Raw genomic sequence first — 25761 nt, forward strand, 5'->3', positions numbered from 1 at the left:
GACCGCCCGGGCGTGACGGCGGAGAGGTCAGTTGTCGCCGGCGTGGATGCAGGTCGGGCCCGCATACAGGCCCCAGTCCGCGAAGAACACCGGTTCGGCGGCCATGGCCAGGCTGAGTTCGTGGGCGATGGCCTCGGTGGCGGGGACGGCCGAGCACGCCAGGCACAGGGCGTGTATGGTCACGCCGCTCTCGAAAGGGGTGAGGGTGCAGTCGACCACCACGAGGTTGTCGCCGCCTTCGCTGGTGCGCAGCGGCGCTATCGCGTCGGTGAAGCGGTGGCCGATGGTGTCCTGCTGGGCGACGGTCAAGGGGGTGGTGGTGTCGTCGGCGAAGGCGAAGAGTTCCACGGTGAGCACAGCCATCGGGCGGGCTCCTTTGCACACGAGGGGACGGGCCCGGGGCCAGGGGCGGTGCCTGGCCCCGGGGACCGAGATAGCGGTGTTAGGCCGCGGTGCTCTCGGAGTCGGCGGCCAGCGCGGCGGTGATCTGATCGGCCGCGGCGATGACGGTGTGGGCGCTGGCGTGGGCGGTTGCGGCATCGCCGGCCCAGCCGGCGACGTAGGGCACCGAGTAAGGCAGCGAGTCCAGCCCGGCTACATCGGCGACCAGGCAGGCCACCGATTCGGCTTCGACTTCGCGCAGGTTGCGGGACGCGTCGGGGCGTGTGGCGTGTCCGCAGACGATGTGGGCCAGTTCGTGAACCAGCGTCTTGACCGCTTGGGCCGGCTCCACATCAGCGCGCACCCGCACGGTGCGTTTCGCGAACTTGACCCAGCCGTAGGCGGGTCCGCAGTCGCCGCGTTCGATCTCAAAGCCGCGGCTGGTGATCAGGCCGGCGACTTGGTCCCACAGCGCGTCGGGGGCCAGCCCGCGCAGCTCTTGAGGGCGCGCCGGCTCCGTGTCGGGCAGCTCGGCCCCCTCGGTTTGGGCGACGTCGAAGACGCTGACAAGGGTGAACCCCCGCACCTGCCTGCCCGGGCGCTCTGTGGGGTCAGTGTTGTCCGTGTCGGCGGTGTTGTTGGAGTCGTCGGTCTCGGGGGAGGTGCGGTAGCGCACCGGAGCCAGGATCTTGATGGCCTTTTCACCTTTGCGGACATGCCGGCCGGCCTGCTTCCACTGGTTCCAGGGGCGCACGTCGGTGGCATTGGGGCACTGTTCGGTGATCAGCAGGAGATTGTTCAGCGAGTAGCGGCGCAGCCAGGCGCGGGCGGCCAGCATGGACCGCCACCCCTGGCTGCTGGTCAACTGCTCCACGGCCGACTGGAGCTGTTCGTGGGAACGGTTGAGACGTTCGCGGCGCTGCTCGGGGGTGAGTCCGCGCCGGTTCGACGGCTTGGCCATGGCGGATACCTCGCAACAGGAAACACAGGGCGACGTTCCCGGGGCGGGGCCGTGCCCGCGGGTCCGGCCGCGGGCACGGGCACGCGCGTCCCGGGCCGCCTAGGACAGGCGGATGGGCATCAGCAGGTGGCGATAGGCCGTGGGATCGCCGATGCCCTCAGGGGTGTCGGTGAGCAGCACCGGCTTGGTGGCCTTGGTGATGTGCAGCGTCACCATCTGGCCGGTGAAGCTCTCCAGCGCGTCAATCACGTAGCGCGAGGTGAGCCCCACGCAGACGGGGTCGGTGATGCCGTCCACGTCCGCCGACAACGCAGGGGTGCGCACCCGGTCGGAGTTCTCGGCCAGGTGCGGCGCGGCAGTGACCGCGTGATCGGTGAGGGTGAGGGTCACGGGGTTGGCGCGGTCCCCCTTGGCTTCCAGCACCGCCGCCGCCCGGGTGATCTGCCTCAGCAGCGCCGCCCGATCGACCACCACCGTGGCCGCGGCGCTGCGCGGAAGGAACCGGTCGTAGGCGGGAAAGTCCGCGGGCAGCGCGCGCTGGACCACCGTCACCGCTCCCGCGGCCAACGACACCAGTTCGATGTCGCCATGTGCCACGTAGCCCAGCTCGACTTGGTCGCCGGCGAACTGGGGCAGCGTCTTACCCAGCTCACGGCCCGGAACCAGGATCCCCGCGGCGGGGAACCGTTCCCGGTCGACCTCAGCGCCAACATGCGCCACGGCGATGCGGTAGCGGTCGGTCGCGGCCAGCGTCAGCCCATCGGCCCCGGGGTCGATCTTCACGCCGGTCAGCATCGGCAGGGTGTCATCGTGGCCGCACGCGCGCAGCACGCGGCGGCACTCCGCAGTCAGTTCGGTGCATGCCACGCGCGCCACCAGCGGCGGCGTATCGGGCAGAGTCGGGTAATCCTCAAGCGGCAGCAGGTTCAGCGGAACCGTGGTGCCGGCAATCTCGACGGTGGCAGTTGCGCCGTCGTCGGCGCGCAGCGTCACCGAAGCGCGGTCGGCTTCCCGCTTGCCCAGTCCCTTCACGAGAGCCTTGAGCAGCTTGGTCAGTTCCGCGTGGTTGACCAGCAGCCGCCCGGGCGCAACCGCGGCCCCGGTCAGTCGGACGCTGACGGCAGTGTCGTAGTCGTAGCCGCGCACCACCACGTCGGCGCCGTCGGATTCCAGCAGCACACCGGCCAGCACCGGAACGGCCGGCCGCTGGGATATGGCGATGCCGACGGTGGCCAGCGCGGACACCAGTTCCGCACGGTTCGCGATGAGCACCGCCGCGGGCGTTGCGGGGATCGCGGTCGTCGCCGGCGTCGTCTCGGCAATGGTCGTCACAGCAACCTCCCGAAAAGCGGGGATCGGGTTCGGAACCGCGGTCGTGGTTCCGATTGCGGGCCGCAGAACCGGTGTCTGCGGCCCACAAACGCAGCCACGCACCACCGCGCTAAGGGCTTTCGGGCTTCGTGCCGAGAACGAGGAGTTTCCGCAGCTCGCACAGGTCCTGGTGGTAGTACACGCGCGTCTGCCATTCGCCGAGATCGGTAGCGGCGCGCATGCGCGCGCAGTTCTCCGTGATCTCCTGCTCGATCTCGCACAGCGGTCGGTTCCAGTTGTTCCGCTGCACTTGATCCAGTAGCCGGAACACGTCGCGCTCACTGATGAACTCGTGCGCCGATAGGTCGAGTCGCGTCAACGCGTCCATGATCGCCTCCCTACTCTCCGATGATTCGGATTCCGATGCTGTGGCATGCAGGGCACAACGCTTCGCTCGTGTCAGGGTCGGTGGCCACGTCGCACAGTTGGCACACGAAAAAGCCGCACCCCGGGCAGTCACCGAACTGCAAATCGTTGTTCCGGGTTTCGCTGAGATCTTCGCGGCACACCCGGCACTCGGGTGGCGGAAGCGGCTGGTTGCGTGTCGGTTGGAACACCGTCATTGATCGCAGCTCCCACGGTCGCGACAGCGGTTGTCGGGGCCGGCTACACCAAATCGCGGACCGTGGCGAACACGTCATCCCAAACACCGTCATAATCCGGGCAGCAGTTGACCCGGTTGTCGTAAGCCTCGATCACGCCCACCATTTTTCGGTCGAAGTAGACGTTGTAGATATCGCACAGTCCGTCGTTGTCGACACGCTCAACCAGACCGCGCCGTTTGTCACCCCACGTGCGACTGCCACGGGAGTAGATGTGCACCACTTCGGTGATGTCGAAATCGTCGACTTCCACGATCTCTGCGTACAGGTCACCGACCGGCATTGTGCTACTCCTTGTATCGGACGGTTTCTAGCGGGCATGGCGGACGCTCCCGGCGGGAGCGTCACCGAACGCGCTAGCAACCATGGGACTGGTACCGCGATCGTCAGAACGTCTCGGTATGGACACCGAAGCGCGGACCGAAACTCAGCCGGTAGGCAGGGTCACCGACGTACGCCCACCCTTTGCGCCCGGGATCCGGCAGCACCGGATACAGGTCGATATAGGCGTCTTCCGTGACAGAGAAAAACACCTCAGCGTCACACTCGTAGTTGTGTGTGGCGACCATCCCGTCACAGGAGATCGGGTAGGTGTAATGGCACCGGGTTCCGTTGCGTGCGGCCCGCGCGCGCAGCTTACTTTTGGCGTCCTGCAGTGAAAAGAACACTTCGCCTTCAGACGCCACATCACCGAACACGATGTGATCGCGATCGTGGAAGAAACCGACGTATCGAACGATGGACATGACACGCCTCCCATCAACGGAGCGGGTGAAACGGTTAGGCGTCGGCGCGGTAGCGCGTGAGCGTGTCGACGTCGCTGCCGTCGCTTTCGAGCAAGGCCAGCGAGAGGTATTCGGCGCAGGAGTCCAGCCACGCGCGCTGTTGGCCGGTCAGTGGCTCCCGTGCGGATTCGCATTCGTCGGGATCGAGCGTTGCCCAGAACAGCGCGTGCGCGGCAACCTTGTCCTCACACCAGCCGGCCGGAGTGCAGAACTCGCGTTCGGTGAAGATCAGTGCATCGCCGCACCACAGGTGGAAGCGCCACCGTTCGCCACCGGAGAACACTCCGGCCGGCTCCACACTGAGTGTGTGGTCGGCGCTGGTGAATTCGGAGAGGAAAAACGTGCTCACAAAGATCATCCCCTTTGTGTGCGGATATAGCCCTGCAGTGGGCACCACGCATCATGCGGAGATACGTGCTGCGTGGTGCCGGACAACAGAGCCAGGGAACGTGGCTAGTCCAGCCACCCGCGGCACAGTTTTTGATGCCGCGTAGTGGTCACCGAATAGCCCACATCGGGAACGACATATTCGCCGTCGCAGCGCACCCACGCAATCGGGGTCGCATAGGAGTAGACGACGTACGAGATTCCGGGTTCGTCTCGATCAGAACGGTAGGCCGCAACCCACTCGGGCGGCATGCGTCCTGTTTCGGAACGGGGGAAGTCATCGGCGCGCAGAGCGCCGTGCGAGCGGAAGGGTTCGCGCGCTGAGAGCAGGCGGCGCGCATCATTCCGGATCGATGCGAGTGCCATCTGATCACCTTTCTCCTAGTCACTTACTAGGATACCCAAAATGCGCGCACCCATAAACACGGTGACAGCAAATCGGCGGTGATTTTTCCGGGGCAATGCAGGTGCCACGGAACTCACTTAAGCGAACACGGGAGAGCACGGTCATTGCTGGTCAGCATGCAACAACCAGGAAACCCAAACACCCGCAACAGCGAAACCCGAAAGAGAATACAGGGAAACACGAAAGGGGCATTAAAAATAAAGCCCGCTCACACAGAGACGTAAACACAAACCCTAGTACTCAGATAGAATACGAAATTTCCGCGACTCCCCGCCAATTTGTAGCCGCGGCGGCGGCACTAGTCCGGGGATGCGCCGGCCAGGGGGATATCACCCGTGACCTGGGGTTTTCCGGTCGAACGACCTGGCCAGCCAGGATGGCTAGGGGGCGGGCCAGGGGCACGGCTCCCCCAACAGGAACGCTTCGCAGGCGGCCACCCAGAGCACCATACCCCGAATTAATCTAATGAAATGCGAAACACGTTTCCTCGTAAGGGCCCGTAGTTCTTCCCTTGGGGTTCCGCGCCGGATTTTGTGCTCGCCGCGTCGCACCCACCAAAATTAGGGCCCACTCCTGTTCATGACCGTTCACTCCTGCAACAATTATACGGTCCTTCGTATCACACTAGAAGGGAGACACCTCACCATCCAGTCAGGTCTCCCGGATTCGCACGCGAGTTTTTGGATATATCGCTATAGGAGCTGCGGGGCCGACTATTTCGCGTTGGCGAGGAGGTCGCGGATGCGGGCGCTGGGTTCGATATCGATTTGTCGCATGGCGGACTCGTACTGGCGGTACGTCTCGGTGGCCGCGTGCGTGTCGCCGTTGTCCAGGTGCAGCCGGATGAGGGCGTGGTGGGCGTCCTCGCTGTAGGGGTCGATGGCGATCGCCTGCGTGAGGAGGCCGTGGGCGCCGTCGTCGTCGCTGTCGGCGGCGCAGCGCAGTAGGGCGTTGAGCATGCGCCGACGCAGGTGGCGGCGGTGCTCCTCGGCCCAGGGGTAGTCGGCCTCAGCGGCGAAGTCGGCGAAGCCGGCCGCGGCATGGTGGAGCTCTGCACGGGCGCGCGCGTCGGAGGGGGTGGTCTCGACCGTTGTAAGCAGGCTCTGCAGCTCCCACACGTCCACCGTCACCACGGCCGGGTTGAGGCGGTAGCGGCCGTTCTCGTACAGAACGAGCTGATCGTGGTTGGTGACAACGCTGCGCAGGGCGCTGGTGGCGTCGTGGAAGCGGCGATTGGCGCGGTGGGTGGATTCGCCGGGCCACAGGTCTTCGACGGCGCGCTCCAGCGTGGCTCCATCAGGTTGGGCGGCGAGGTAGGCGCCGACCTCCAAGGCGGCGCGGCGGCGCAGCGCTGTCGGCTGGTTGGCGACGGTGAGGGTGATGCGGCCGAGCACGCGCAGCCTGGCGGGGGTCTTCTCGTGGGCGGTCGGTGCCGGCAGGTTGGCGATCAGGGTGCTGAGGGTCTCGGCCTCGGTTCCGGGCCAGTGGGCGCCGGCGAGGTGGTGCAGGGAGGGGTCGGTGGTGGTGATGGTGTGTTCGGCGGTGATGGTGCACGTGCTCTCGGGCCAGGATCCGAGCAGCAGGGCCGCGATCCCGCTGCGGCGCCCGTGGGCGAGTAGGGCACGCAGTTCGTCGGTGTGGTCATCGGCGGGGCTGGCCATGAGGAGGAGGGGCGCCGGCGGCTCCGGGTGCGTTCCATTGGTGGCGTCGTCGTCTTCGTCGTCGGGGCGGGCCAGCAGTTCGGTATGCATCTGTGTGAGGGCGTCGCTCATGGTCGGTGTGACCCTCACGCGCGACGTGGCGCTCTCGACCAGCAGCGTGGCCGTCTCGGTGCCGATCAGGGCCGCCGCGTCTTCGTTGGGAATGATCAGGTGCAGCGGGGGTTCCTGGTCGGTGGTCAGCGCTGCCGCGAGCAGGCTGCGGGCGGCTGCGGGGGCGCCGGGGCCGATGATGCCCGCCCCGCCGGCGCTCACGTCCAGGACGGTCGAGGCATCGACATCGGCAGGGGCATCCGCCGGTTCCTCGGGTGCTGATTGTGGCTGTGCCGGTGCGGTGCGGCCACTGGCCCGTTCTTTTTCGGGTGCGGTGGTGGCGGGCTCGGCCGGGGGCATGGCGCCGCGGTGGCGCCGTCCCAGGGCGAATCCGGCCGCGACTCCGCTGGCGGCCATCGAGGTCAGCACGAACCCGCCGGGTAGTTTCACGACGATGACCGCCTCGTGGCTCTCCGGGTTCGGCGTCTCGGCGTGCCCGGTCTCCTGGGCCGTGGGTGTCGTCTCGGGCTCCTCCTCCGATACTGAGGGGTCGGGGCGGTCGCTCGGGTGCGTCGGGGGCTGCGGGGTGACGGTGTAGGTGACCTGCACCCGCCGCTGGCTCGCTGCATTGGCGCCCTCCAGGAGTTGGCTCTCGCCTTTGCCGTAGGACTCGATCGGTGGAGCGGCGTTGCCCAGCTGGTCGTGGAGGTAGTCGGCGATGGCGTCGGCTCGTCGTTGGGAGAGCTGCTGGTTGTAGGTGGCGTCGCCGGCCGCATCGGTGTGGCCGGTGACGCGGACGACCTTCTCGGATGCGGCGTTAGTGCGGATCATCGACACCACCGGCGCCAGCTCGTCTTTCATTGCTGTGGTGAGGTCGGCGGTGTCGTAGCCGAAGTCGTCCACGACGCGTTCGCGCTCGATGACCTGGGCCTCACTGCCGGGGAGGTCGCCCGGCGCAGTAGGGGCGGGCTCCGGATCGGTGGTGGGTGTCTCGGTGACCGCGGTCGATGAGGGGGTGGCGGCGTGGGCGGCGGGGGTGGCCAAGGTGGCGCCGATCGCGGTGGCGGCCAGCACCTGCAGCGGCCCCAGCGGGCGCAACCGGGGGGTGCGCCCGCGTAGCCAGGCGGAGACTTCACCGATCAGAGCCGAGAGGTAGAGGCCCCAGACCGCCCACAACGCGAGGATGAGCGCGGCGGGGCCGAGGCCAGGCGGGAGCGCCCCGCCGCGCAGGTGGGCGAGCACCGCCGTGATCGACAGGTCCAGGGCGGGCCAATCCAGCAGCACCAGGCCCGTATACGGCAGGCCCACCAGCAGCAGGGCGCTGACAGTTAGGGCGGTGATTCGGCGGAGGATCACGGCGACCTCACAAGGGATCACGGGTCGGCTGTCGTGTTCGGTCCGGCGGTAGCGGTGGCGGCCATGGGGCGAGTGCCCAGGGGCAGCAGCGTGAAGGTGTGGTCGAGGCGGGCGGTGACGGTCACGGTCGCGCCGTCCACGCGGGCTTGGCCGTCGGCGCCGGAACGGCGCAGGAAGGCCTGGGCGGCCTGTTCTGCGGCCGGGGCGTTCAGCGTGGCGGTCTTCCCGGCGCGGTAGGCGGCCAGGTCGAGCTGTTGGGCTCCGGCGCGCGCGGCCTCCTGGGCCAGCGACAGCGCGCGGCTGCGAGTGCTCAACGCGGCGCCGCCCTCGGCCACCAGGGCGAACAGCAGGATAAGAGCGAGGGCGATGATGACGACGAAGGCCGTCACCTGCCCTCGGTCCTCACCCAGGGCCGTGCGGGTCATGGGCCGCTCCGGTACACGTCGACGACCGCGCTCGCCTCGCCACGGACCTCCGAAGTGAGGGGAACACCCAGACCCGAGAGGCCCGCCAGATCCACGTGACAGGTCAGCGCCGCATCCACCGTGGCGCCGGGCTCCAGGCCGGCGATGTCCAGTTCCAGGCTGTAGGCCGCGCAGTCGAGATCGTGCGTACGCAGTGCGTTCGCCACGCTTTGGCGGGCGGCCTGCTCGGCGGCCGCGGGCGTGCGTTGCAGGGTGGCGGCGCGGGCTGCGGCGTGGGCGAGGGTGTTGGCGGTCATCTCGGCCGCGACCATGCGGTAGGCCAGCACGGTGAGCAGCGCGAGCAGGATGAGCAGCGGTGTGAGCACCGCCAGCTCCACCGACGCGCTCCCCTGTTCGCGCCGCCTCACCGCTGCTCCCCCTGTGGGGGAACGATCCGTTCGACCGGGGCCTGCTGCTCTTGGGTGATCGGCCAGGACAGCCCGGGGATGAGCGAGGGCACCTCGGCGCGGACGGCCACCCGGGCGGTGGTCGCACTGCGCTCGATGCGGACGTCGACGTCGGTGAGCAGGTCGCCGCCGAGCTGCCCGGCGGCCTGGTGCGCGGCGGCGTGCCCGTCGGCCTCGCTCGCGCCGACCGCGCGGGTGGCGGCCAGGCTGTGGCGGGCGATGGTTTCGGCGGTGTGGCCGGCGTGGGCCCACAGCGCGGTCTGTACGACCAGCATCACCAGCAGCAGGAGCAGCGGGGTGGCGATCGCGAGTTCGGTGCTGCCCCGATCCCCGCGTGCGTGGTGCCGTCGCTCGCCCACGGCTATTGCAGGGTGATGGATTCGGCCCGGTCCATCACGGCGTTGGAGATCAGCGCCAACGCCGCCAGGGCGAGGGTGGCCAGCAGGGCGATGACGATGACGGCTTCGGTGGAATAGCCGGCATCCGAGCGCGGCGGCCGCAGGCGGTTGGTGATCCGGGTGGCGAGGTGGGCGGTGAGGCGATTGAACATCGAAGCCTCCTCACGAAGGGATGGGCGAACTCGTAGGGGGTGTTACAGGCCGGAGAGGATCAAGCTCAGCGCCGGGAATCCGATGAGGATCAGGAATCCGGCGAACAGGAGCACGACGGGCAGGCTCATGCGTTCGGTGGCGGCTTGGGCGTCGGCGTCCATGGCGGCCAGGTGCTGGGTGCGCAGGGATTTGGCTTTGGCGGCCAGGGAGGCGCGCACGCGGGCGCCGTCGGCGCCGGCCAGTTGCAGGCTGGCGGCCAGTTCGGCGAATTCGTCGAGGTCGTAGCGCCGTCCCAGGTCGCGGAGCGCGTCCCAGGGGGGTTGGCGGCGTACAGCGGCGGCGCGCAGCGCGGTGCGGATGCGGCGCATGGCCGGTGCCGTGCTCGCGTTGGCGGCCTCATCCAGGGCGCTGGTGACGCCGGCGCCGCCCGCTAGGGCGACTACGGCGAGGTCGGCGAAGGCGGCCACGGTGTGGCGCATCCGCCGGCGGCGCTTGGCGGCCTCGTCGCCCAAGGCGAGGTCGGGGGCCAGCCACAGCACCAAGACGAGGATCGCCCAGATGATCAGCCCGTAGGCGCCGACGACGTCGATCCCGGCCACCAGCAGGAGGACGCCCAACAGCGGTGGGACGGCCAGACCCAGCAGGGCGGTGGTGGTCTTCTCGGCCAGATAGGCGGCGGCGTCGCGTTCGCAGACGGCCAGGCGGGTGCGGGTGCGCGCGGTGGGCAGGCCCAGGGCGGCCAGGACCGGAATACCGGGAGTGCCCAGGCGCGCGCTCCATCCGCCCGGCCGGTCGCCCGGCGGGGTGGGTGGGGGCGGTTCGGCCAGCAGCTCGACGAGCCGGGGGCGGGCCAAGCGCACCAGGAGCATCAGCCACAGCCCGGCGGCGAAGACCGTGCCGCCGGCGATGCCGAGGACGAGCGGGCTCATGCGGCACCCGCCTGCGGGCCGGTGGGGGTGAGGACGCGGGGTCCCAGGTCGCTGTGGGCCAGGCGCGACAGCCACACCAGGGCCAGGGCCCACAGGCCGCCGATGAGCGCCAGCACCGCCTGACCCCGCAGGGTGTCGTAGGGCTGGAGGTAGGAGGCGTTGAATACGAGCAGCCCGCAGGCGAGGGCGAGGGTGACGGTGATGATGATGCGCATCGCGGTGCGCACCCGGGCCCGGCTGGCGGCCACGCGCACGAGCATCGCCGCCTGTTCCCGGGCGGCCTCGGCCAGGCTGGACAGCAGGGATCCCAGGTCGGCGGCGTGGCGTCCGGCCGCGCTGGACAGGGCGGCGGCGACCAGGTCGGCGGTGGGCGTGTCCACCGCGTGGGCGAACTCCGCGAGCGCGTGCTGGGGGTCGCGGGTGCTGCGCAGCTGCTCGGCTAGACGTTGCACCTGCGGGCGGATCGGGGCCGGGGCGATGGGGGCGGTGGCGGTGATGGCCTGCTGCAGCCCGGAGGCGCCGGCCATCAGGTCGCGTACCTGCTCGGTCCAGGAGGCCACCGCTTCGATCCGCGCCACCCTCGCCGCATGCGCCCGATCCGGCCCGAGAAGGGTGGGCAGCCACCACAGGCCCGCCCCGGTGAGCAGGACGGCCACCGGCCAGCCGGTCAGCGTCCAGGCCAGCAGCCCTCCCCCGACCACGCCGGCCAGGCGCAGGAGTTGACGCCGGCTCCCAAACAGCCGATAGGTCCCAGCGCCTCGGCCGATGCGGGGTGAGGAAGCGGCTAATGCGAGCACCAGCCAGAGGCCGGCGCCCAGCGCCAGACCGCCGGCAACGCCGAGGATAGCCGCCGCCGTGCTCATGCGGTCCACCCCCCGGGGTTGCTGCCGAGCAGGTGGGTGATGTCGAAGCCGTGCTCGGCCAGATCGTCGATGGTGTCGGGGCTGGGCGGGGCGGCCGGCAGCACCTCCCCGCTGCGGCTGCGGCGATAGATCTCGTTGGAGGCCACCCGCTGGCCCTCGGCACCGACGACTTCGCGCACGCTGGTGACCACCCGATCGCCGGTCGGGGTGGCCGAGATGTGCACGACCAGGTGCACGGCCGCGGTGATCAACAGCGCGGTCGCCTCCAGCGGCAGCCGCTCACTGCTTTGGGCGGCGTAGGCGCCGATCTTGGTGAAGGCGCCGTCGGAGCTCGCGGCGTGCAGGGTGGTCAGGGAGCCGTCGTTGCCTTGGCTCATGGCGTTGAGCAGCGGCACGGTCTCCGACCCGCGGGTCTCACCGACGATCACCCGGTCCGGCGACATGCGCAGCGCCGAACGCACCAGATCGGCCACGGTGATCTCGCCGGCGCCCTCCACGTTGGGCGGGCGGGCATACAGCGCCACCGCGTCGGGGTGGGCGTCGCGGTCGCGGTGCAGGCCGAGTTCGGCCACGTCCTCGACGGTGACGATCCGCTCCGAGGAGGCGATCTCCGCGGCCAGGGCGCGAAGCAAGGTGGTCTTGCCGGCGTTGGTGCCGCCGGAGATGACGATGTTGCGCCGGGCCCGCACCGCCGCGGACAGCAGCGCCACGAGGGGTTCATCCAGGGTGCCCAGCGACCGCAGCTCGGCAAGAGTGGTCGTGCGGTAGCGGTGGCGCCGAATCGAGACGGCGGGTGCATGGGCGATGTCCATGACCGCGTTCAGCCGGGAGCCGTCCGGCAGGGGCATGTCCAGAATGGGCGCGGCCGGGTCGAAGCGCCGCTCGCCGGCCGGTGACTCGGCGGCGATGCGGCGCACCAGCGCGACCAGTTCCTCCCCGCCGGAGACCAGGGGCGGGCGGTGTTCGCGGCGCCCGTCGGCGTAGCGCACCCACACGTCGGTGCCCGTGAGGTTGATGTTTTCGATGTCGGGCTCATCCAGCAGCTCCTGCAGCGGCCCGAGCCCGCACACCTGGGCCACGGCCCGTTGGGTCACCGCCTGTTCGGAGGCCGAATCCAGGACGGGGTGTCCTTGGGAGAGCAGGCGCTGGGCGGCCTCGTCCAGGATCTGGCGCACGGTCTGCTCGGCGCGGCGCCGGTACTCCTCCCCGGCCAGCGGAGCGTCTTCGGACGCCAGGGCGGTGCTAAGGCGGCGGGTGGCCTCGCCGGCGACGAAGCGCACCCACTCGGCCAGCGCGGCCTCGGCCGACGTGTTGACCGTGAGGGGGTGCTGCTGCGGGCGGCTCATCCGCGACTCACCTCCACCGCCGAGGCCTGCGGCGCTGTGCTGGCCAATTCGTCGGCGAGGCGGCGGGCCGAGCGCAGCAGCGGACGGCGAAACGGGCGAGCTAACCCGCTCTCGCCCCGCAGAAAGGCCGCTGAGCGTGGGTCGGTGGGGATGCGCTGCAACACCGGCATCCCCAGTGCCTCCTGCACCTGTGCGTCGCTGGTGCGGGCCCCGGTCACCACCAGGCCGAGCTTCTCCACGCCGGTGCGCAGGGCGGGCAGGGCCGCCTGGGCGCGTTTGAGCTGAGCCAAATCATCGGCCACTACCAGCAGCGCCACATCAGCGGCGGCGGCCAGGTGGGCCGCGGGCGAGCGCGGCGCCAACCGGCCGGCATCGACCACCCCCACCGCGCCGGGTGCGCGCAGCACTTCGGGATGGTGGGACACGAGGTCCACAGCGCCCGCGGCCCGATCGGCGGTGGCCGGGGCCAGGCACACCCGCTGGCCGCCCGCCAGCACCTGGGCGCATCCCAGCACCGGTGCCGCGGCTGCGGTCGCGGTCTCGTCGGTGCGGGCGGTGGCAGCCAGCTCCGCCACTCCGGGGGAGGTCGGCATGCGTCGCCATGCGGCCAGGTCGCCGCCGGAGGTGTCGGCCTCCACCAGCACGCTGGGGACCGGTTCGGGCCAGGCCGCGGCCAGAGCAAGGGCGAGTGTGGTTACGCCGGGGGCACCGCTGAGGGAGAACGCGACGATCATGGGCATCAGTTCTGTCCCTCGGCGACTTCCACCACGGTCAGCGCATCAGCTGAGGCCGCTCGCGCTACTGCCGCGGCGTCGGCGGCATCCACCACCAGCTCCACCCGTGTGGTCTGTCCGCCGCTGGCCTCGTCGGGCCGGTCGACCGACTGCACCCGACCCGCGATCGCCTCCTCAGGCGGGGGCGAGGTCGCCGCTGTAGCGGCGGGATCCTCCTGCGAGGTGGCCTCACCGCTCTCCCTGGAAGGCGGGGCAGTGATCACCAGAGCGACCTGGGCCCCCGCCTGTAATGAGATGGGCACTTGGTTGTCGGCGAGACTTGCGCCGATAACGGCTTCGTCTTCGGCCGGATGGTCCGTGTCGCCACCGAGTTCCGCGGGGGCGATGAGCGCGTTCTGGCTGATGGGCGATAGGACCGTCTGCCCGATCATCCCGTCGATCCGCGCGGCCGGGATGGCCGCCAGCCGCTCGCCGCCGGCGATCTCGACGACCTGCAGGTCGCCTTCGGCCACCACATGGCCGCCCGGAAGGTCCCGCGTGGCGGCCACTACCCCGCTGCGCGCATCGACTTGGCCCAGCGCGGCGGCCACCGCCGTTGCTCCCATCGCCATCAGCGCGGCGCCGATCGCCAGCCACCGCCATCGCCGCGGTCCCGCTCCCAGCAGCCGCTGCGGCGCCGCACCCTGGTCCTGCTTGTGCTCGGTCCTTCCTGCTACTGCGGCCATGCGGCCTCCCGCTGCCGTCGTGTGTGTGCTTACCGGGTCGGCTCCACCAACCCGTGGGACTCCACGACCTCCACCTCAGCCGCGGCCGTGGTCACGAGCGGATCGAGCTCGCCGCCGCCCTCGCTGGACTCCCAGGTGACCTCCCACGCGACCTCCACCCCGAGGTCGTAGACCTCGCCGGGCTGGGCGGTGGAGGCGCGGGTGTAGGTGTGGCCGCACTCCGGCGAGGCCGCCGCCGGATCGTGGCGACCCGCGACGTAGGGAACCCCGGGACCGTCGCAGGTGAGGGTGGTGTCATCGCCCATCGACCAGCGCGCCTGATCCGGGGTGGCCGTCACTGATACCGCCCCGCCGGGCACCTCGGCCCGCGCCGTCTCCGGACGCCAGGTGTCCTCATCGATCCACAGCCACACCGGTACCTGAACCAGCACCGGCTGCTCCGCCGCCGGCGACGTGGCGATCTCCGGCTGCGGCAGCTCCATGGCATCGCGGGCGTCCTCGGCTACCGCCACCGCAGACACGATCACGTCCTCAGCGCCCAGGTCCTCCTCGGTCAGCGTGGTCTCGCACTCCTGCTCTCCAGGGGCGACCTGCTCGCAGTTGGGCTCCGCGGCGGCCTGAGAACTGCCGCCTGATTCCGGCTCCGCACCGCCACCGCTGTTGTCGCCGCCCTGCGCTGCGGAGCCGGGCGCGTCTTGGCCGGACTCAGCCGAGACGTTGCAGCCGGGGCCACCATGGGTTCCGCACTCGGCTCGACCGAGGAACTCTGGGCCATCCGCCCAGGCAGACGGGATCGGCACGACCGTGACGCCGCTGACCGTCAGCAGCACGAGGACCACCCGGCGCCTCAGCATGTCCCCTGCTCCCAGATCCTCAACTGGGAAACCTGCCATGTGAGTCCATCGTGGCGAACGGTCGCGTCGACCTTTCGGGGCTGGTCTTCCCCAGGGTCAGGGCTCTCCGACTGAGCTCCGGACTCTTCCTCGGTCCATCCCGAATCGTCGACACAATCGAGAATGGTGACGGTGTCAGGGGCCTTTTGCGGTGAGATGTCGGTGACCTCGGGATCGAGGACTGGTTCGCCGACGACCGTCACATCGTCGTCGTTGGCGCTGCGCAGCGTCTGCCGCATCAACGCAAGCGCGTCGCCGGTTGCGTACCGATCAAGGTTGGCAGGATCGGGGTCGCTGTTGTGCGAGGCCTCCACGACCACGTCCCACATGCGCTCATAGACAGCCAACGCGGTTTGTTCAGGGCTGCGGGGAGAGGCTGACGTGGTCGAGGAAGACGTCGGGCTGACAGGCGGGGACGGGGAATCGTCGTTCGTCGCAGTGCACCCTGAGATCACGCAGACTGCCAGTACCGCACCGCCGATAGCGGGCCCACAGCGCGCACGAGCCATCGGACACCCCGTGACTTGCCTCTCGTCCCGACCGAAAATCCGACTCCCGAGAGTAATACTGCGATCACGGGCACCATAGGGGATTGCGCGCCAGCAACGGAGAAAAAGCGGATACTCACCGCAAGGTAAGGAGATTTCGCGAGTAGCACGGGCGCGAGCTCGCGTTTTTCCTCAACTTCTCTAGCGACCCCGCCCCGTAAGCACAGAGCACGCGGTCCGCGCTCGTCTACGACGCCTCACGCTGAGGTTGGTGGGATGGGGGCCGTGGCCGCAGGTGTCGGCGCCATCGCACGCGCTGATCGGATCCTGCGGCCACGGAGTCTCACAGCAGGCGCGGTCCTGCCAGCCGCCCCCGATGGCCGGAACCATGGCGAGCGTGAATCCGTGCCCTGATGCGAGGAGCCAGGGCCGAGCGGGGCACCGAAGCGTCCGAGGTGAGCGCCAGGCCGAACCACACCGACTTGCCGTGCAGCGGAAGGGCTTCGACTCCGCAGCATCGCTGCGATAGTCGGGTGACCAAGGGTAGCCCGCGACCAGCCGCGTCGAGCATATCGACCTCGGAGAGGGAACGGGGCGCGGGCAGTGCAGGAATGTCGGGATCGGTGTCGTGTACCTCCACCACGACGCAGTCGGGTGCACATGACCAGACCAGCACTGCGATCGGGCACGCCCCGTGCTGCAGGGCGTTGGTCACCAGTTCGCTGATCATCAGTTCGGCTTCGTCGAGTGAATCGCCGCGAAGCCCGTAGCGAGCGAGTGCCGGTAGGGCCGACCTCCGCGCCGTGGCCGCGAACCGGTAGTCGGGTTCTCGACAGCGTTCCACCACATCCGTATCCATGGGTTCTCCCGAAGGGGGCTACGAGCAGTCACGCGGTGGCCACCACCCTGCGCAGCATGCCGTCGTGTACTCCGTTACGCAATATTCCCGGAGAGAAAAATTTACGGTAAGCAAGTGTGGCAAGCTGGATATAGCCACGCGGATACCGGGAAGCGGAGGTGCACGGTGATCGATGAGCCATCGCTGCGACAGCGCTGGATAGGCACACGTCTGGCGGCACTGCGCCACGATGCAGGACTCTCGCTACAGCAAGCCTCCGACGCAGCCGAACGTTCGACCGCCTCACTGAGCCGCATCGAGAACGGGCTCGTCTCGCTGCGACCGCGGGACCTGCGCCCGCTCCTGGACGCCTACGGCGTCACCGAAGGAGATCTACGCGAAACCCTCATCGCGGTGGCCGGCGAGATCCAGGCCGAGCGACGGGGCTGGTGGGTCGAACACGACGACGACCTCTCGCCCTCCTACCGCGACCTGCTGCGCCTGGAATCCACAGCCACACACATCCGCACCTACGAGACCACCGTGTTGCCCGGTCTTCTCCAACACGAGGACTACGCTCGGGCCGCCGTACGCGCCACCGGTGCCGACGACCTCAGCGAAGACGACCTCGACCATTTCGTGGCCATCCGCAAACAGCGCCAGCACATCCTCACCTGCGAGGAGAACCCGGTCGCTTTCCACGCCGTCCTCCACGAAGCAGCGTTGCACGAGCACCTCGGCAAGCCTGCGGTCCTGCCCGCCCAGGCCGAGCACCTCAGGAACCTTTGCGAACTGCCCAACGTGAACGTACAACTGCTGCCCCTGGCAGCCGGCGCCCACCCGGCGCTGACCGGCGCCTTCACGGTACTGAGCATGAGCCACCTCGACTTCGCCCACGTGGAACTCATGACCAGCGACGTCTACGTGGAGGACCCCGTCGGCGTACAGCGCTACCGCGACGCTTTCCAAACCCTCACCGAGCGCGCCCTGCCACCCGATGAGTCGGCCCCCGCCATAGCTGACAAAATCACCATGACAGCAGAAAGCACCCCGAGAGCTGCAAGGTAGAGGACGATGGCCGAGCCCCACTGGCGCAAGAGCAGCTACAGCACCGCGACAAGCAACTGCGTCGAGGTCGCTGAACTGGCAGCCGGCCACTACGCCGTCCGCGACTCCCAACACCCCGATACCGACCCGCTGGCCTTCGACGGGCACGCCTGGATGGCCTTCCTGACCGCCGTCAAGACGGATGAATCGGGGTCGTAGGCAACGCCACCGCATCCGGCCTATCCACCAACTGTGGCGGATCTTCGTCAGCAGGACCCAAGCTCGAAGCGGCGATCTTGCCTCCGCAGCGAGCTTTCAGGCTTCCTGCCCACCGTGGAGATAGACCCTGGACGGGGTCTGTTTAGAGGCGAGTGCGGCCCGCGTCCTTTGCCATACGTAATCACGTAGCCGCTCTTGCGCTTGGGGATAGGCGAAGAAGGCGAAGTCGGCCAACTCACCATCCGTAGGCGTCAGCTCTGCGGCTTGCTCGGCCGTGAGCGTTCCGCCGTCGAAGACGAACACCAGAAGGTCATCCCACGGGCCGTGAGGCTCAACCCAATCAACGCACAGCAATCCGTGGAGTTCGATCTCAAGACCGAGTTCCTCCCGAAGTTCGCGGCGCGCTGCATCTGCCGGCGGCTCGTTGGCCTCGACCATGCCGCCGGGCAAATCCCAGTCCGGCTTGTAGGAGGGATCGACCAAGAGCAGTCGGCCAGCGCCGTCGTGGATGATCGATTGGGCCGCAACTCGCTTCCGCGGCTGGGTCCGGTTGCCTTCGGCGAGGTGTGCATACCAGGCGCCAGGGTCGCGTCGGTAGAGAGGATCCTCCGGCGCGCCACCAGCAGCGTTCATGCCTCGTCCTTATCCCGCTCCGCCGCCAACCAGTGATACATCCTCTTGTGCTGACTCACGGTCTGCTGAAGCCGAGGAAGCATTCCCCCCACTTCGCGAGTGGCCGCGAACGGCACCAGCCCATGGACAGCCTGGGCGAACTGATCGGCGACGACCAGAGAGCCGACCGGCCCCGTAGACTCGCCCACCTCCAAGGTAATGGTGCACGCCCGCTCGATCTCCCCCTGTCCGACCAAAGCACGAGCTAGCACCAAAGAGGCAAACGTCCGAGCACGCATGCGCTCCGGAGCACGGGCTTCCAGCGCACGGGTGGCGAAGCTGGCTGCTGCGGCGAAGTCCCCAACGTCACACATGGATCGAGCGGCTTCGCTTGCCAAAGACCCTTCATCAAACGGGCTGGCCCACTGAGACCCGTACCGCAGCGAGGAACTGGTCAACACCCGCTCCGCCTGGTCCAGTGCCTCCCGACAGGCCGCAGCATCACCGCGGACGGCGTGTGACCGCGCACGCATCGCGAGAAGTCGGCCGCGCACTGCTGTGTCCTCACTGCCGTCAAGAAGCTCGTAGCCGCGTTCTGCTGCGAAGAGAGCGGTATCTCCATCATGGCGGTGAAGTGAGAGGTGACTATGGCTGGCCCACACCTGGGCGGTGAGAGCAGGTGACTCCGCAGCCTGGGCGAGCTGAAGGGAGCGGTGGAAATGCCGCGAGGCCGCGTGGTCGCGACCGGCGTCATGCGCCATCCAACCCGCCATCTCGGTCAGGCCAGCCGCGGCGACGAAGGGAGCGCCTGCGCTTTCGGCGACGAGTTCCGGGCCGACCTGCGTGGTCAGGTAGTGCAACACGGCGGCGTACAAGTGGCCGCCACCCATGCGCCGATCGGCGAGGCGAAACGACTGGACCACTTCCACGGGCGCCCCTGGCGCCGTCGTCGACGGGCTGGCTCCCATGAACTGTTCCGTGCCGTCGATGCTGCGGGCCGACTCAGGTGGGCTCGCGGGCAGCGCCGTCGTTCTCTGGAGGGCGGCGGGACTTGCGGCTGCTGGCCGTGGCGCGGGTGGCGCATCGGCTTCCCACGGCCGCGGCAGAAGCCCGAGGAGGCGCCCGGGGATCCGCAGGCCGTCGGCGATCTGCAAGATTTTTTCGTGGCTGGTGATAGCACCTTTCCCGCGCGCTAGGACACCGACCCGCTCCGGTTTGATGTCGCACGTCAGAGCAATCTTGCTGTAGCTGATCCCACCCCATTTGCGGGCCAGGTAGAAGAGTCGACCGAAGTCTCTTCGTGCGAGTGCTTGTTGCACGTCCGGGCGCTGGAGCACCTCATCGGGCAATGCAGCGGGCGAAGTGGGAACGCTCATCGGTTGTCTCGCAAGCGCATTCGCGGGGCGGGGGAGGTTCCGATCCTACCCATGGCAGGGATACCCGGTTCGGGCAAGACTGAGCTGCCTCGGATTTGGTGAAGTCCGTCGAGCCAGTCACGCCCATGACTGGCGGACAGGAGGATCACCGCCATGGCATCGCCACGTATGACACACCTGAAGGCCGAAAGCATCGCAGAGTTGTTCTCCGGAGCCGCCAGCCTGGCCCGGTCCGGCGAAAGGGTCAGCCCGCGAGGGATGACTACTCGGGAAGTCCGCGACGTCCACATGCTGCTCACCCAGCCGCGGGCGCGACTGCTGTACGCGCCTCCGGCCCGAATTCTCAATCCGGCGTTCGCCGTGGCCGAGACCGTCTGGCACCTATCCGGTTCGGACTCCCCGTGGATCTTCGACTACAACTCGCAGCTGCGGCAGTATGCCGACGACGGCGTACTTCGTGGGGCCTACGGGCCGAGAATGCGGAACTGGGCCGGCAAGGTAGACCAGCTGGGCCATGTCGTGAAGCTCCTCAAGCAGGATCCCGACTCACGGCGGGCTCTGGTCCAGCTCTACGACCCGGCCCAGGACGCGGCCGGACACAAGGACGTGCCCTGCACCCTGAGTTTCCACTTTCATTTGCGCAGCGGCCGACTGCACATGGCGACCACGATGCGCGGCCAGGACGTGTGGATCGGCATGCCCTACGACATGTTCTTCTATACCGTCCTGCACGAACTGGTCGCCGGATGGGTCGACGCGGAGCCGGGCGAATTTCACCTGCATGTGGGCTCGCTGCACATCTACGAGAACCATCTCGACCAGGCCGAACAAGTGACCTCGATTGCGACAAGTCCGATCATGCCCGACCTGAGCACCCCCTGGAAGGGGTTCGACGACCTGCTTGGCCGGGTTCAGAAGGGGGAGCAGACAGGCCATCCGGGCTGGGACGTGATGGCGCAGACGCTGCGCAGCTACCGGCTGTGGAAGGAGGGCGCACGGGAGGGCGCCTGGCGGGCAGCCGATGGGATAGACGGTCCCCTCGGTCAGGCACTCACCGCCTGGTACGACGAACTGAACCGGCGCGCCCGCACGTCGACCGCGCCCGCGATCGCCGGGGCGAGGTGAGCGGGGGCATGAAACACCCGCCCTCGGTCATCCTCGGCCTTTGCTCCTACACCCATGACTCTTCAGCTGCTCTGCTGGTGAACGGTGAGCTGATCGGCTTCGTCGAGGAGGAACGCCTCTCCGAGCGCAAACACACTGCGGACTACCCGGCTCGCGCGATCGCGTGGCTGCTCGCCAGAGCCAACCTCACCGCTGCTGACGTGGACGCCGTCGCCTACAACTTCCAACCGTCCCGCTACCTCGCGGAGGTACCTGCTGCCCTGCAGCTCACGCTCTCCCCGGCGGCTCGGGACCGGGCGTTGGCGAGAGCACGGGGATTCGCCAAAGTCGCGGTGCGTACCCAACGGCGGATCCGCCGGCTGAGTCAGAAGTTCCCTACCGCGCGGGTCATTCCCATTCCGCACCACCGCGCCCACCAGCTGACGGCCTTTGCCACCTCAGGCTGGGACGAGGCTGCTGTGCTCGTGGTCGACAGCCTCGGCGAACGGCAGACCACCACCATGGCCCGGGGTCGGGATTCGCGCCGGCCCCGCACCCGCATCCTGGAGGCGATCACCGATCCAGCCTCCCTGGGGTATGTGTACGGGGCCGTCACCGAGCACCTGAGCTGGCGCCGGGGCGACGAGGAGGGGACCGTGATGGCGCTGGCCGCCCTCGGCGACCCTGCCCGGTTCCGGTCCCTGTTCGCCCGAGCCGTCCCCACGACGCCAACGGGCTTTCGTATCGACCCCGCCTACTTCCCTGTGCGCACGTTGTTGTCGGGATACCAGCGGACGTCCCCCCGCTTCATCGCCGAAGCCTGCCCCGAAAGGGACCCTAGCGAGCCGCTGACAGACGTGCATCGCGACCTAGCTGCTGCACTGCAGGAGCGCACCGAGCACGTGATGATGCACCTGGCCCGACGGGCGCGGATTCGCACCGGCTTTCGGCGTCTGTGCGTGGGAGGCGGGGTCGCGACCAACTGTCTGAGTATCGGAAGGATCATCGAGGCCGGCATCTTCGACGAGGTGTTCGTGCCGCCCGCACCCGGCGATGGCGGAACGGCAATCGGCGCTGCCCTTGCCGTGCATACCGACAGCAGCAGTCGGCAGCCGGTGCTCGGCATCGCGCGCTCGTGCTACCTCGGCCCGTCATACGAGGGCCAACAGCTCGACCTCACACCGTGGCCCGGCTTTCGCCAGAAGGAGTTGGGCACTGAGGCCGCCGATTTCCTCGCCGACCAGTTGGCTCACGGAATGATCGTCGGTCTTTTCCACGGGCGGATCGAGGCTGGGCCGCGCGCGCTGGGCAACCGCTCGATCCTCGCCTCGCCCCTGGAGCCCGGGTTTGTCGAGCGGCTGAACGCGACCGTGAAGTTGCGCGAGCCGTTCCGTCCCTTCGCGCCCATGGTCCTAGCCGAACGCGCCGACGAGTTCTTCACTCTTGGCCAGGAGGCGCCCTACATGTCTATGGCCTCCGGCGTGACGGAACAGGCTCGCGAACAGGTCCCAGACATCGTGCACGCCAACGGCACAGCACGGCTACAGACCGTCGCCCGGACGCAGAATCCGTTCATGCATGCGGTACTGACCGCCTTCGCTCACCGCACCGGCGTTCCCGTGCTGATCAACACCTCACTCAACGTCAAAGGCAAACCGATCTGCGGCACACCCGAGATGGCCCTCGACTGCCTGGCCAACTCCGGACTCGATGCCCTGCTCCTCGAAGGGCGGTGGATCTCCAAGTGAGAATCGGATACAGCTTCTGGGGTTTCCTCGGCAACGGGATCACCGATACTCCCGACGGAGGACGTAGCCACCGCCGCCCTTTCATCGACGCCCTGCTCGACCGCGGGCATGGCATCGTCTTCCTTCAGGAAGACCGCGACCGGTTGGAAGCCGGCGACGAACTCGGGGACGCTTACACCTTCGCCAGCGGGTGCCCCGACATCGATGTCTTGTTCCTGGAGTGGCGCTGGGCAGTACCCGGCCGCAATACGACCATGTGCGGTACTGAGGGGCACACCTGCGACCTGCATCGCCAAACCCAGCTCCTCGACCACTACACCGTGCGACACCAGATACCCACTGTCATCTGGGACAAAGACCGCACTCTGGAAGCGGACAGCGTGTGGCGCCGAACAGCACACGTGGCCGAATGCGAGGCCGCCCTCGAACCGACACCGGGCGCGCACTCCCTGCTCTTCCCTGTCGCCGACCACCACATTGCCCAAGCCGACCCGGTCACCCTCGCGGCACACCCCCGGGATCTGGCACTGGGCTACGTCGGCAACCAGTACGACCGCGACACACCGTTCGACCGCTTCTTCGCCCCGGCCGCCGCCCTCTTCGAACACCGGGTTGCCGGGAAATGGGTCAGTACCGACCGCTGGCCGCACATCCGCTTCCTCGGCCGGATTCCATTCGAAACCGCAGCCAACATCTACGAGCGGTCTCTTGCCACGGTTCTCCTGCTCCCCGAGCGATACGCCGCCGTCGGGCAGGTGACACAGCGCATCTTCGAAGCGGTCCTCGCCGGGTGCCTGCCCCTCGCCCCGTCAACGATCCGCTACGTCAACCGCTTCGTGCCAGACGAACTGATAGTCCACTCCGGACACGACGTAATCGACCGGCTCTCCCACCTCCGTGCGATCGCCGGCACCGCGCAGCACGCCTCCCTGATCGCCGCCTGCTTGGACCGCCTAAAGCAGTTCAGCTTGAGTACGCAGCTCGAAAACCTGGACAGAGTGCTGCACGAGCTGATTCCTTCGACCACTGCGGATCGGGGAGCCACCCGGTGCTCATGATTCGCCACATCGCATGCATGAGCTCAGCCCGTCCCGCAGCCACGCAATCGCACGGCTCTACCCTGGAGCACCATGAAGAAGGTCGCCATCATCGGCTGCGGCGGCAGCGGCAAATCATACCTGGCCCGCGCACTGGGCGAGATCCTCGACGCCCCGGTCACGCACCTCGATGCCGCGTTCTACGACGACGAGTGGAACGCCCTGCCCATGGACGAGTTCGCCGACCTGCAGCGCGAGCTGGTCTCCCAACCTCTCTGGGTGATCGACGGCAACTACAACTCGACCCTGCAGATCCGACTCGAAGCCTGCGACACGGTGGTCTTGATGGACGTCTCAACGATCGCCGCGCTCTACGGGATCTTCTCGCGGCAGCTCCGGCACGGGGCCGGGCACAAGGGCAACGGAGTGCACAACCGCATCCACGGGGGCGTGCTCAAATACGTCGCGACGTATCGCCGCAAGATGCGGCCGCGCGTGATGGCGAAGATCGAGGAGTTCGCCGCCGACCGGGCCGACGTGGTTCTGCTGGCCAACCGGCGCCAGACGCGACGCTGGCTGCGGGAGGTCGCCGCCGAACAATCCTGACCGCTCCACGCCCCGACAAAGGGGGCGCCGCGTGAGCCACCTGAACCCGTTCCTGGACCCGTCCCGACAAGAGGAGCTGTACGGGCGCGCCTCGCGGTTGACTGAACGCACGAGCACCCTGATGCGAGCGAAGAGGGCCGGCCCGCCAGTGCCAGGGACGGTCGTCGATCTGGTCCGATCTCATCACGCTGACGCCGATGAGCTTGGTGTGGTACTCGACATCGGCTGTGGCCGCGGCACCAGCAGCCTGGTTCTCAAACGCCTGTTGAGGCCGCGGCGCCTCGTGGGCCTGGATTCCTCATCCTCCCTGCTCGCGCAGGCCCGCCAGCGTGTCCAGGAACCGACTGGCCCCCACGTGGACTTCCTTCGCGGCGACTTTCACGCCCTCCCTCTGCCCGCCGAGGTGTGCGACGTGATCGTCGCTGCGTTCTGCCTGTACCACGCATCGCGACCACACGATGTCCTCGCGCAGTTCGCCCGGGTTCTTGCTCCCGGTGGTCTGGCCGTGCTCGTCACCAAGGGGATCGACAGCTATCGCGAGATGGACGAACTGGTTGCGGAAATCGGTCTCGACGTACGGGCCACACAGCACGAGAGCCTCTACGCCGCCGCACACAGCAGCAACCTCGCCGGCCTGGCCACCTCCTCACTCGATGTGGTCACGATCCACGACGAGGACCACACCTTCGTCTTCGACGGCAATGATCACCTGGCGCAGTACCTGGCGACCACCCCGAAGTACCAATTCGGGCCGGACCTCTACGGCCGTCCCGAAGCACTGAGCGCGATCCTGCACGAACTCCGTCCCGATCAGCCCCTCACGACGCGTTCCCTCATCACTTTCGTCGTCGCCGGGCGGAAGGGGGAACGAGGGTGATTGACACTCAATTCGCGAAGCACTACCCGACGCCGGGACGCGCCGCTGCGGCCGTCCGCAACTACCGGTGGATTGCCCAGTACGCGCCACCGCTACGGCAGCCGGAGCTCCGTCGCACCGGCCCCCTCAGCTTGACGTTCGAGCAGGTCGAAGGCCGCCCCGCCGGTCCACACGACCTGACTCGCCTAGCAGAGCTGCTGGGTAACGCACACGGAACCGCCTGGACAAAAGACCTGGCATTCGCCACATTGCGCATCCCGCACCGATTTCGGGACGGCGCCGTGTTCGAGGACTATCTCCGCCCCCGCCAGGTGACCCTGCGGCGACGGCTGGAGCAGGGTTACCTGACCAGCACCGAAGCCCTGCACACCACGCTGACCCTTCTGGACAAGACCGCGGAGGGGCCCTGTGCCTTCTACAAGGACAGCAATCTGCGCAACTTCATCATCACCGCGGCTGACGAACTGGTCACGGTCGACACCGACGACCTGACGCTCGCGCCGATGGGCTACGACCTCGCGAAACTGGTCGCCACTCTCCTACTGACGCATGGCGCCCTATCCAGAGATGCGATCGACGAGGCCTTGGCGGCCTACAACGGGGCTGCGCGCAGGCACGACGCCCAGCTCGGCACCACGGATCGCGAGCGCCTCGACGCGTTTTTGGCGCTGCACGCCACCTTTACCGCCCCCTACATCGGCCGGAATGGCTACCGCCACAGCTGGCCCGACGTCTGTCCCCAGGAAACCTCTTGATCACGAGCGAACCTGTCCTCGTGCGGCACGGCCAGGATCAATGCACCGCCGAGGGACTCGTCGGCGGCCCCCGCGTCTGCACCGGACTGACCAGACTCACGCGCAGGTCGACCTGGCCAGCGAACGCCATGGTCGAAGCCAC

General features: G+C 68.3%; 31 protein-coding genes. 8 read left to right on the top strand and 23 right to left on the bottom strand.

The features are described from left to right. Positions 1–27: 27 nt before the first annotated feature. From ABEA15_RS07610 to ABEA15_RS07710, 21 genes are all read right to left on the bottom strand, one after another. Complete coding sequence (locus ABEA15_RS07610) at positions 28–363, bottom strand: hypothetical protein (RefSeq protein WP_345556032.1); 336 nt, start codon at positions 361–363, stop codon at positions 28–30. 79 nt (positions 364–442) lie between these two features. Beyond that, complete coding sequence (locus ABEA15_RS07615; protein WP_345556033.1) at positions 443–1342, bottom strand: ArdC-like ssDNA-binding domain-containing protein; 900 nt, start codon at positions 1340–1342, stop codon at positions 443–445. A gap of 99 nt (positions 1343–1441) precedes the next feature. Then, entirely contained in the window at positions 1442–2674 is a 1233-nt protein-coding gene (dnaN, locus tag ABEA15_RS07620) for a DNA polymerase III subunit beta (protein ID WP_345556034.1), read from the bottom strand. Between the two features lie 109 nt (positions 2675–2783). After that, a complete protein-coding gene (locus ABEA15_RS07625) occupies positions 2784–3041 on the bottom strand; it encodes a hypothetical protein (protein WP_345556035.1) in 258 nt (85 codons plus the stop codon). A 278-nt stretch (positions 3042–3319) separates the two neighbouring features. Continuing rightward, on the bottom strand, positions 3320–3598 hold the full coding sequence (locus ABEA15_RS07630; protein WP_345556036.1) for a hypothetical protein: 279 nt from the start codon (positions 3596–3598) through the stop codon (positions 3320–3322). Positions 3599–3701: 103 nt separating this feature from the next. Next, entirely contained in the window at positions 3702–4061 is a 360-nt protein-coding gene (locus ABEA15_RS07635) for a hypothetical protein (RefSeq protein WP_345556037.1), read from the bottom strand. A 34-nt stretch (positions 4062–4095) separates the two neighbouring features. Beyond that, the gene (locus ABEA15_RS07640) at positions 4096–4449 is read right to left on the bottom strand and encodes a hypothetical protein (RefSeq protein ID WP_345556038.1); all 354 of its coding nucleotides are present in this window, start codon (positions 4447–4449) and stop codon (positions 4096–4098) included. 104 nt (positions 4450–4553) lie between these two features. Next, entirely contained in the window at positions 4554–4853 is a 300-nt protein-coding gene (locus tag ABEA15_RS07645) for a DUF8033 domain-containing protein (RefSeq protein WP_345556039.1), read from the bottom strand. Positions 4854–5606: 753 nt separating this feature from the next. Beyond that, complete coding sequence (locus ABEA15_RS07650; RefSeq protein ID WP_345556040.1) at positions 5607–8000, bottom strand: OmpA family protein; 2394 nt, start codon at positions 7998–8000, stop codon at positions 5607–5609. A gap of 17 nt (positions 8001–8017) precedes the next feature. Continuing rightward, positions 8018–8425, bottom strand: a complete 408-nt coding sequence (locus ABEA15_RS07655; protein ID WP_345556041.1) for a pilus assembly protein TadG-related protein — start codon at positions 8423–8425, stop codon at positions 8018–8020. Continuing rightward, entirely contained in the window at positions 8422–8832 is a 411-nt protein-coding gene (locus tag ABEA15_RS07660; RefSeq protein WP_345556043.1) for a TadE/TadG family type IV pilus assembly protein, read from the bottom strand. The genes ABEA15_RS07655 and ABEA15_RS07660 overlap by 4 nt, the downstream gene beginning before the upstream one ends. After that, positions 8829–9230, bottom strand: coding sequence for a TadE/TadG family type IV pilus assembly protein (locus tag ABEA15_RS07665; protein WP_345556044.1), 402 nt, complete (start codon positions 9228–9230; stop codon positions 8829–8831). Before ABEA15_RS07665 ends, ABEA15_RS07660 begins: the two co-directional genes overlap by 4 nt. A 2-nt stretch (positions 9231–9232) precedes the next feature. Continuing rightward, positions 9233–9421: a hypothetical protein gene (locus ABEA15_RS07670; RefSeq protein ID WP_345556045.1), complete on the bottom strand. Its 189-nt coding sequence runs from the start codon at positions 9419–9421 to the stop codon at positions 9233–9235. 42 nt (positions 9422–9463) lie between these two features. After that, positions 9464–10351: a type II secretion system F family protein gene (locus ABEA15_RS07675; protein WP_345556046.1), complete on the bottom strand. Its 888-nt coding sequence runs from the start codon at positions 10349–10351 to the stop codon at positions 9464–9466. Further along, positions 10348–11214 (bottom strand): type II secretion system F family protein, encoded by an 867-nt coding sequence (locus tag ABEA15_RS07680; RefSeq protein ID WP_345556047.1) that lies wholly within the window; start codon positions 11212–11214, stop codon positions 10348–10350. Before ABEA15_RS07680 ends, ABEA15_RS07675 begins: the two co-directional genes overlap by 4 nt. Next, complete coding sequence (locus tag ABEA15_RS07685; protein WP_345556048.1) at positions 11211–12560, bottom strand: TadA family conjugal transfer-associated ATPase; 1350 nt, start codon at positions 12558–12560, stop codon at positions 11211–11213. Before ABEA15_RS07685 ends, ABEA15_RS07680 begins: the two co-directional genes overlap by 4 nt. Next, a complete protein-coding gene (locus tag ABEA15_RS07690; RefSeq protein ID WP_345556049.1) occupies positions 12557–13300 on the bottom strand; it encodes a hypothetical protein in 744 nt (247 codons plus the stop codon). Before ABEA15_RS07690 ends, ABEA15_RS07685 begins: the two co-directional genes overlap by 4 nt. Beyond that, positions 13300–14019 (bottom strand): SAF domain-containing protein, encoded by a 720-nt coding sequence (locus ABEA15_RS07695; protein ID WP_345556050.1) that lies wholly within the window; start codon positions 14017–14019, stop codon positions 13300–13302. The genes ABEA15_RS07690 and ABEA15_RS07695 overlap by 1 nt, the downstream gene beginning before the upstream one ends. Before the next feature lie 29 nt (positions 14020–14048). Then, complete coding sequence (locus ABEA15_RS07700) at positions 14049–14873, bottom strand: hypothetical protein (protein WP_345556051.1); 825 nt, start codon at positions 14871–14873, stop codon at positions 14049–14051. Further along, entirely contained in the window at positions 14867–15241 is a 375-nt protein-coding gene (locus ABEA15_RS07705) for a hypothetical protein (RefSeq protein ID WP_345556052.1), read from the bottom strand. The genes ABEA15_RS07700 and ABEA15_RS07705 overlap by 7 nt, the downstream gene beginning before the upstream one ends. 502 nt (positions 15242–15743) lie before the next feature. After that, positions 15744–16259: an ATP-binding protein gene (locus ABEA15_RS07710; protein ID WP_345556053.1), complete on the bottom strand. Its 516-nt coding sequence runs from the start codon at positions 16257–16259 to the stop codon at positions 15744–15746. Between the two features lie 165 nt (positions 16260–16424). Between ABEA15_RS07710 and ABEA15_RS07715 the strand changes: the two genes are divergently transcribed. Beyond that, positions 16425–17306: a helix-turn-helix domain-containing protein gene (locus ABEA15_RS07715; protein ID WP_345556054.1), complete on the top strand. Its 882-nt coding sequence runs from the start codon at positions 16425–16427 to the stop codon at positions 17304–17306. 6 nt (positions 17307–17312) lie between these two features. After that, on the top strand, positions 17313–17504 hold the full coding sequence (locus ABEA15_RS07720; protein WP_345556055.1) for a DUF397 domain-containing protein: 192 nt from the start codon (positions 17313–17315) through the stop codon (positions 17502–17504). A 96-nt stretch (positions 17505–17600) separates the two neighbouring features. Here ABEA15_RS07720 and ABEA15_RS07725 read toward each other — a convergent pair whose 3' ends face one another. Then, on the bottom strand, positions 17601–18137 hold the full coding sequence (locus ABEA15_RS07725; protein ID WP_345556056.1) for an NUDIX domain-containing protein: 537 nt from the start codon (positions 18135–18137) through the stop codon (positions 17601–17603). After that, complete coding sequence (locus ABEA15_RS07730) at positions 18134–19492, bottom strand: NsdA family TPR-like regulatory protein (RefSeq protein ID WP_345556057.1); 1359 nt, start codon at positions 19490–19492, stop codon at positions 18134–18136. The genes ABEA15_RS07725 and ABEA15_RS07730 overlap by 4 nt, the downstream gene beginning before the upstream one ends. Positions 19493–19660: 168 nt before the next feature. On the opposite strand from ABEA15_RS07730, the gene ABEA15_RS07735 reads away from it, so the two are divergent. From ABEA15_RS07735 to ABEA15_RS07760, 6 genes are all read left to right on the top strand, one after another. Then, entirely contained in the window at positions 19661–20617 is a 957-nt protein-coding gene (locus ABEA15_RS07735; RefSeq protein WP_345556058.1) for a thymidylate synthase, read from the top strand. Positions 20618–20625: 8 nt separating this feature from the next. Next, complete coding sequence (locus ABEA15_RS07740; protein ID WP_345556059.1) at positions 20626–22344, top strand: carbamoyltransferase family protein; 1719 nt, start codon at positions 20626–20628, stop codon at positions 22342–22344. Then, positions 22341–23402 (top strand): glycosyltransferase family protein, encoded by a 1062-nt coding sequence (locus ABEA15_RS07745; protein WP_345556060.1) that lies wholly within the window; start codon positions 22341–22343, stop codon positions 23400–23402. The genes ABEA15_RS07740 and ABEA15_RS07745 overlap by 4 nt, the downstream gene beginning before the upstream one ends. A gap of 72 nt (positions 23403–23474) precedes the next feature. After that, positions 23475–23987, top strand: a complete 513-nt coding sequence (locus ABEA15_RS07750; RefSeq protein WP_345556061.1) for a P-loop NTPase family protein — start codon at positions 23475–23477, stop codon at positions 23985–23987. A 31-nt stretch (positions 23988–24018) separates the two neighbouring features. Further along, positions 24019–24864, top strand: coding sequence for a class I SAM-dependent methyltransferase (locus ABEA15_RS07755; RefSeq protein WP_345556062.1), 846 nt, complete (start codon positions 24019–24021; stop codon positions 24862–24864). Further along, on the top strand, positions 24861–25619 hold the full coding sequence (locus ABEA15_RS07760; protein ID WP_345556063.1) for a phosphotransferase: 759 nt from the start codon (positions 24861–24863) through the stop codon (positions 25617–25619). The genes ABEA15_RS07755 and ABEA15_RS07760 overlap by 4 nt, the downstream gene beginning before the upstream one ends. Positions 25620–25761 lie beyond the last annotated feature (142 nt).

Origin of the sequence: Streptomonospora halophila, assembly GCF_039542725.1 — a bacterium.
Classification (GTDB): Bacteria; Actinomycetota; Actinomycetes; order Streptosporangiales; family Streptosporangiaceae; genus Streptomonospora; species Streptomonospora halophila.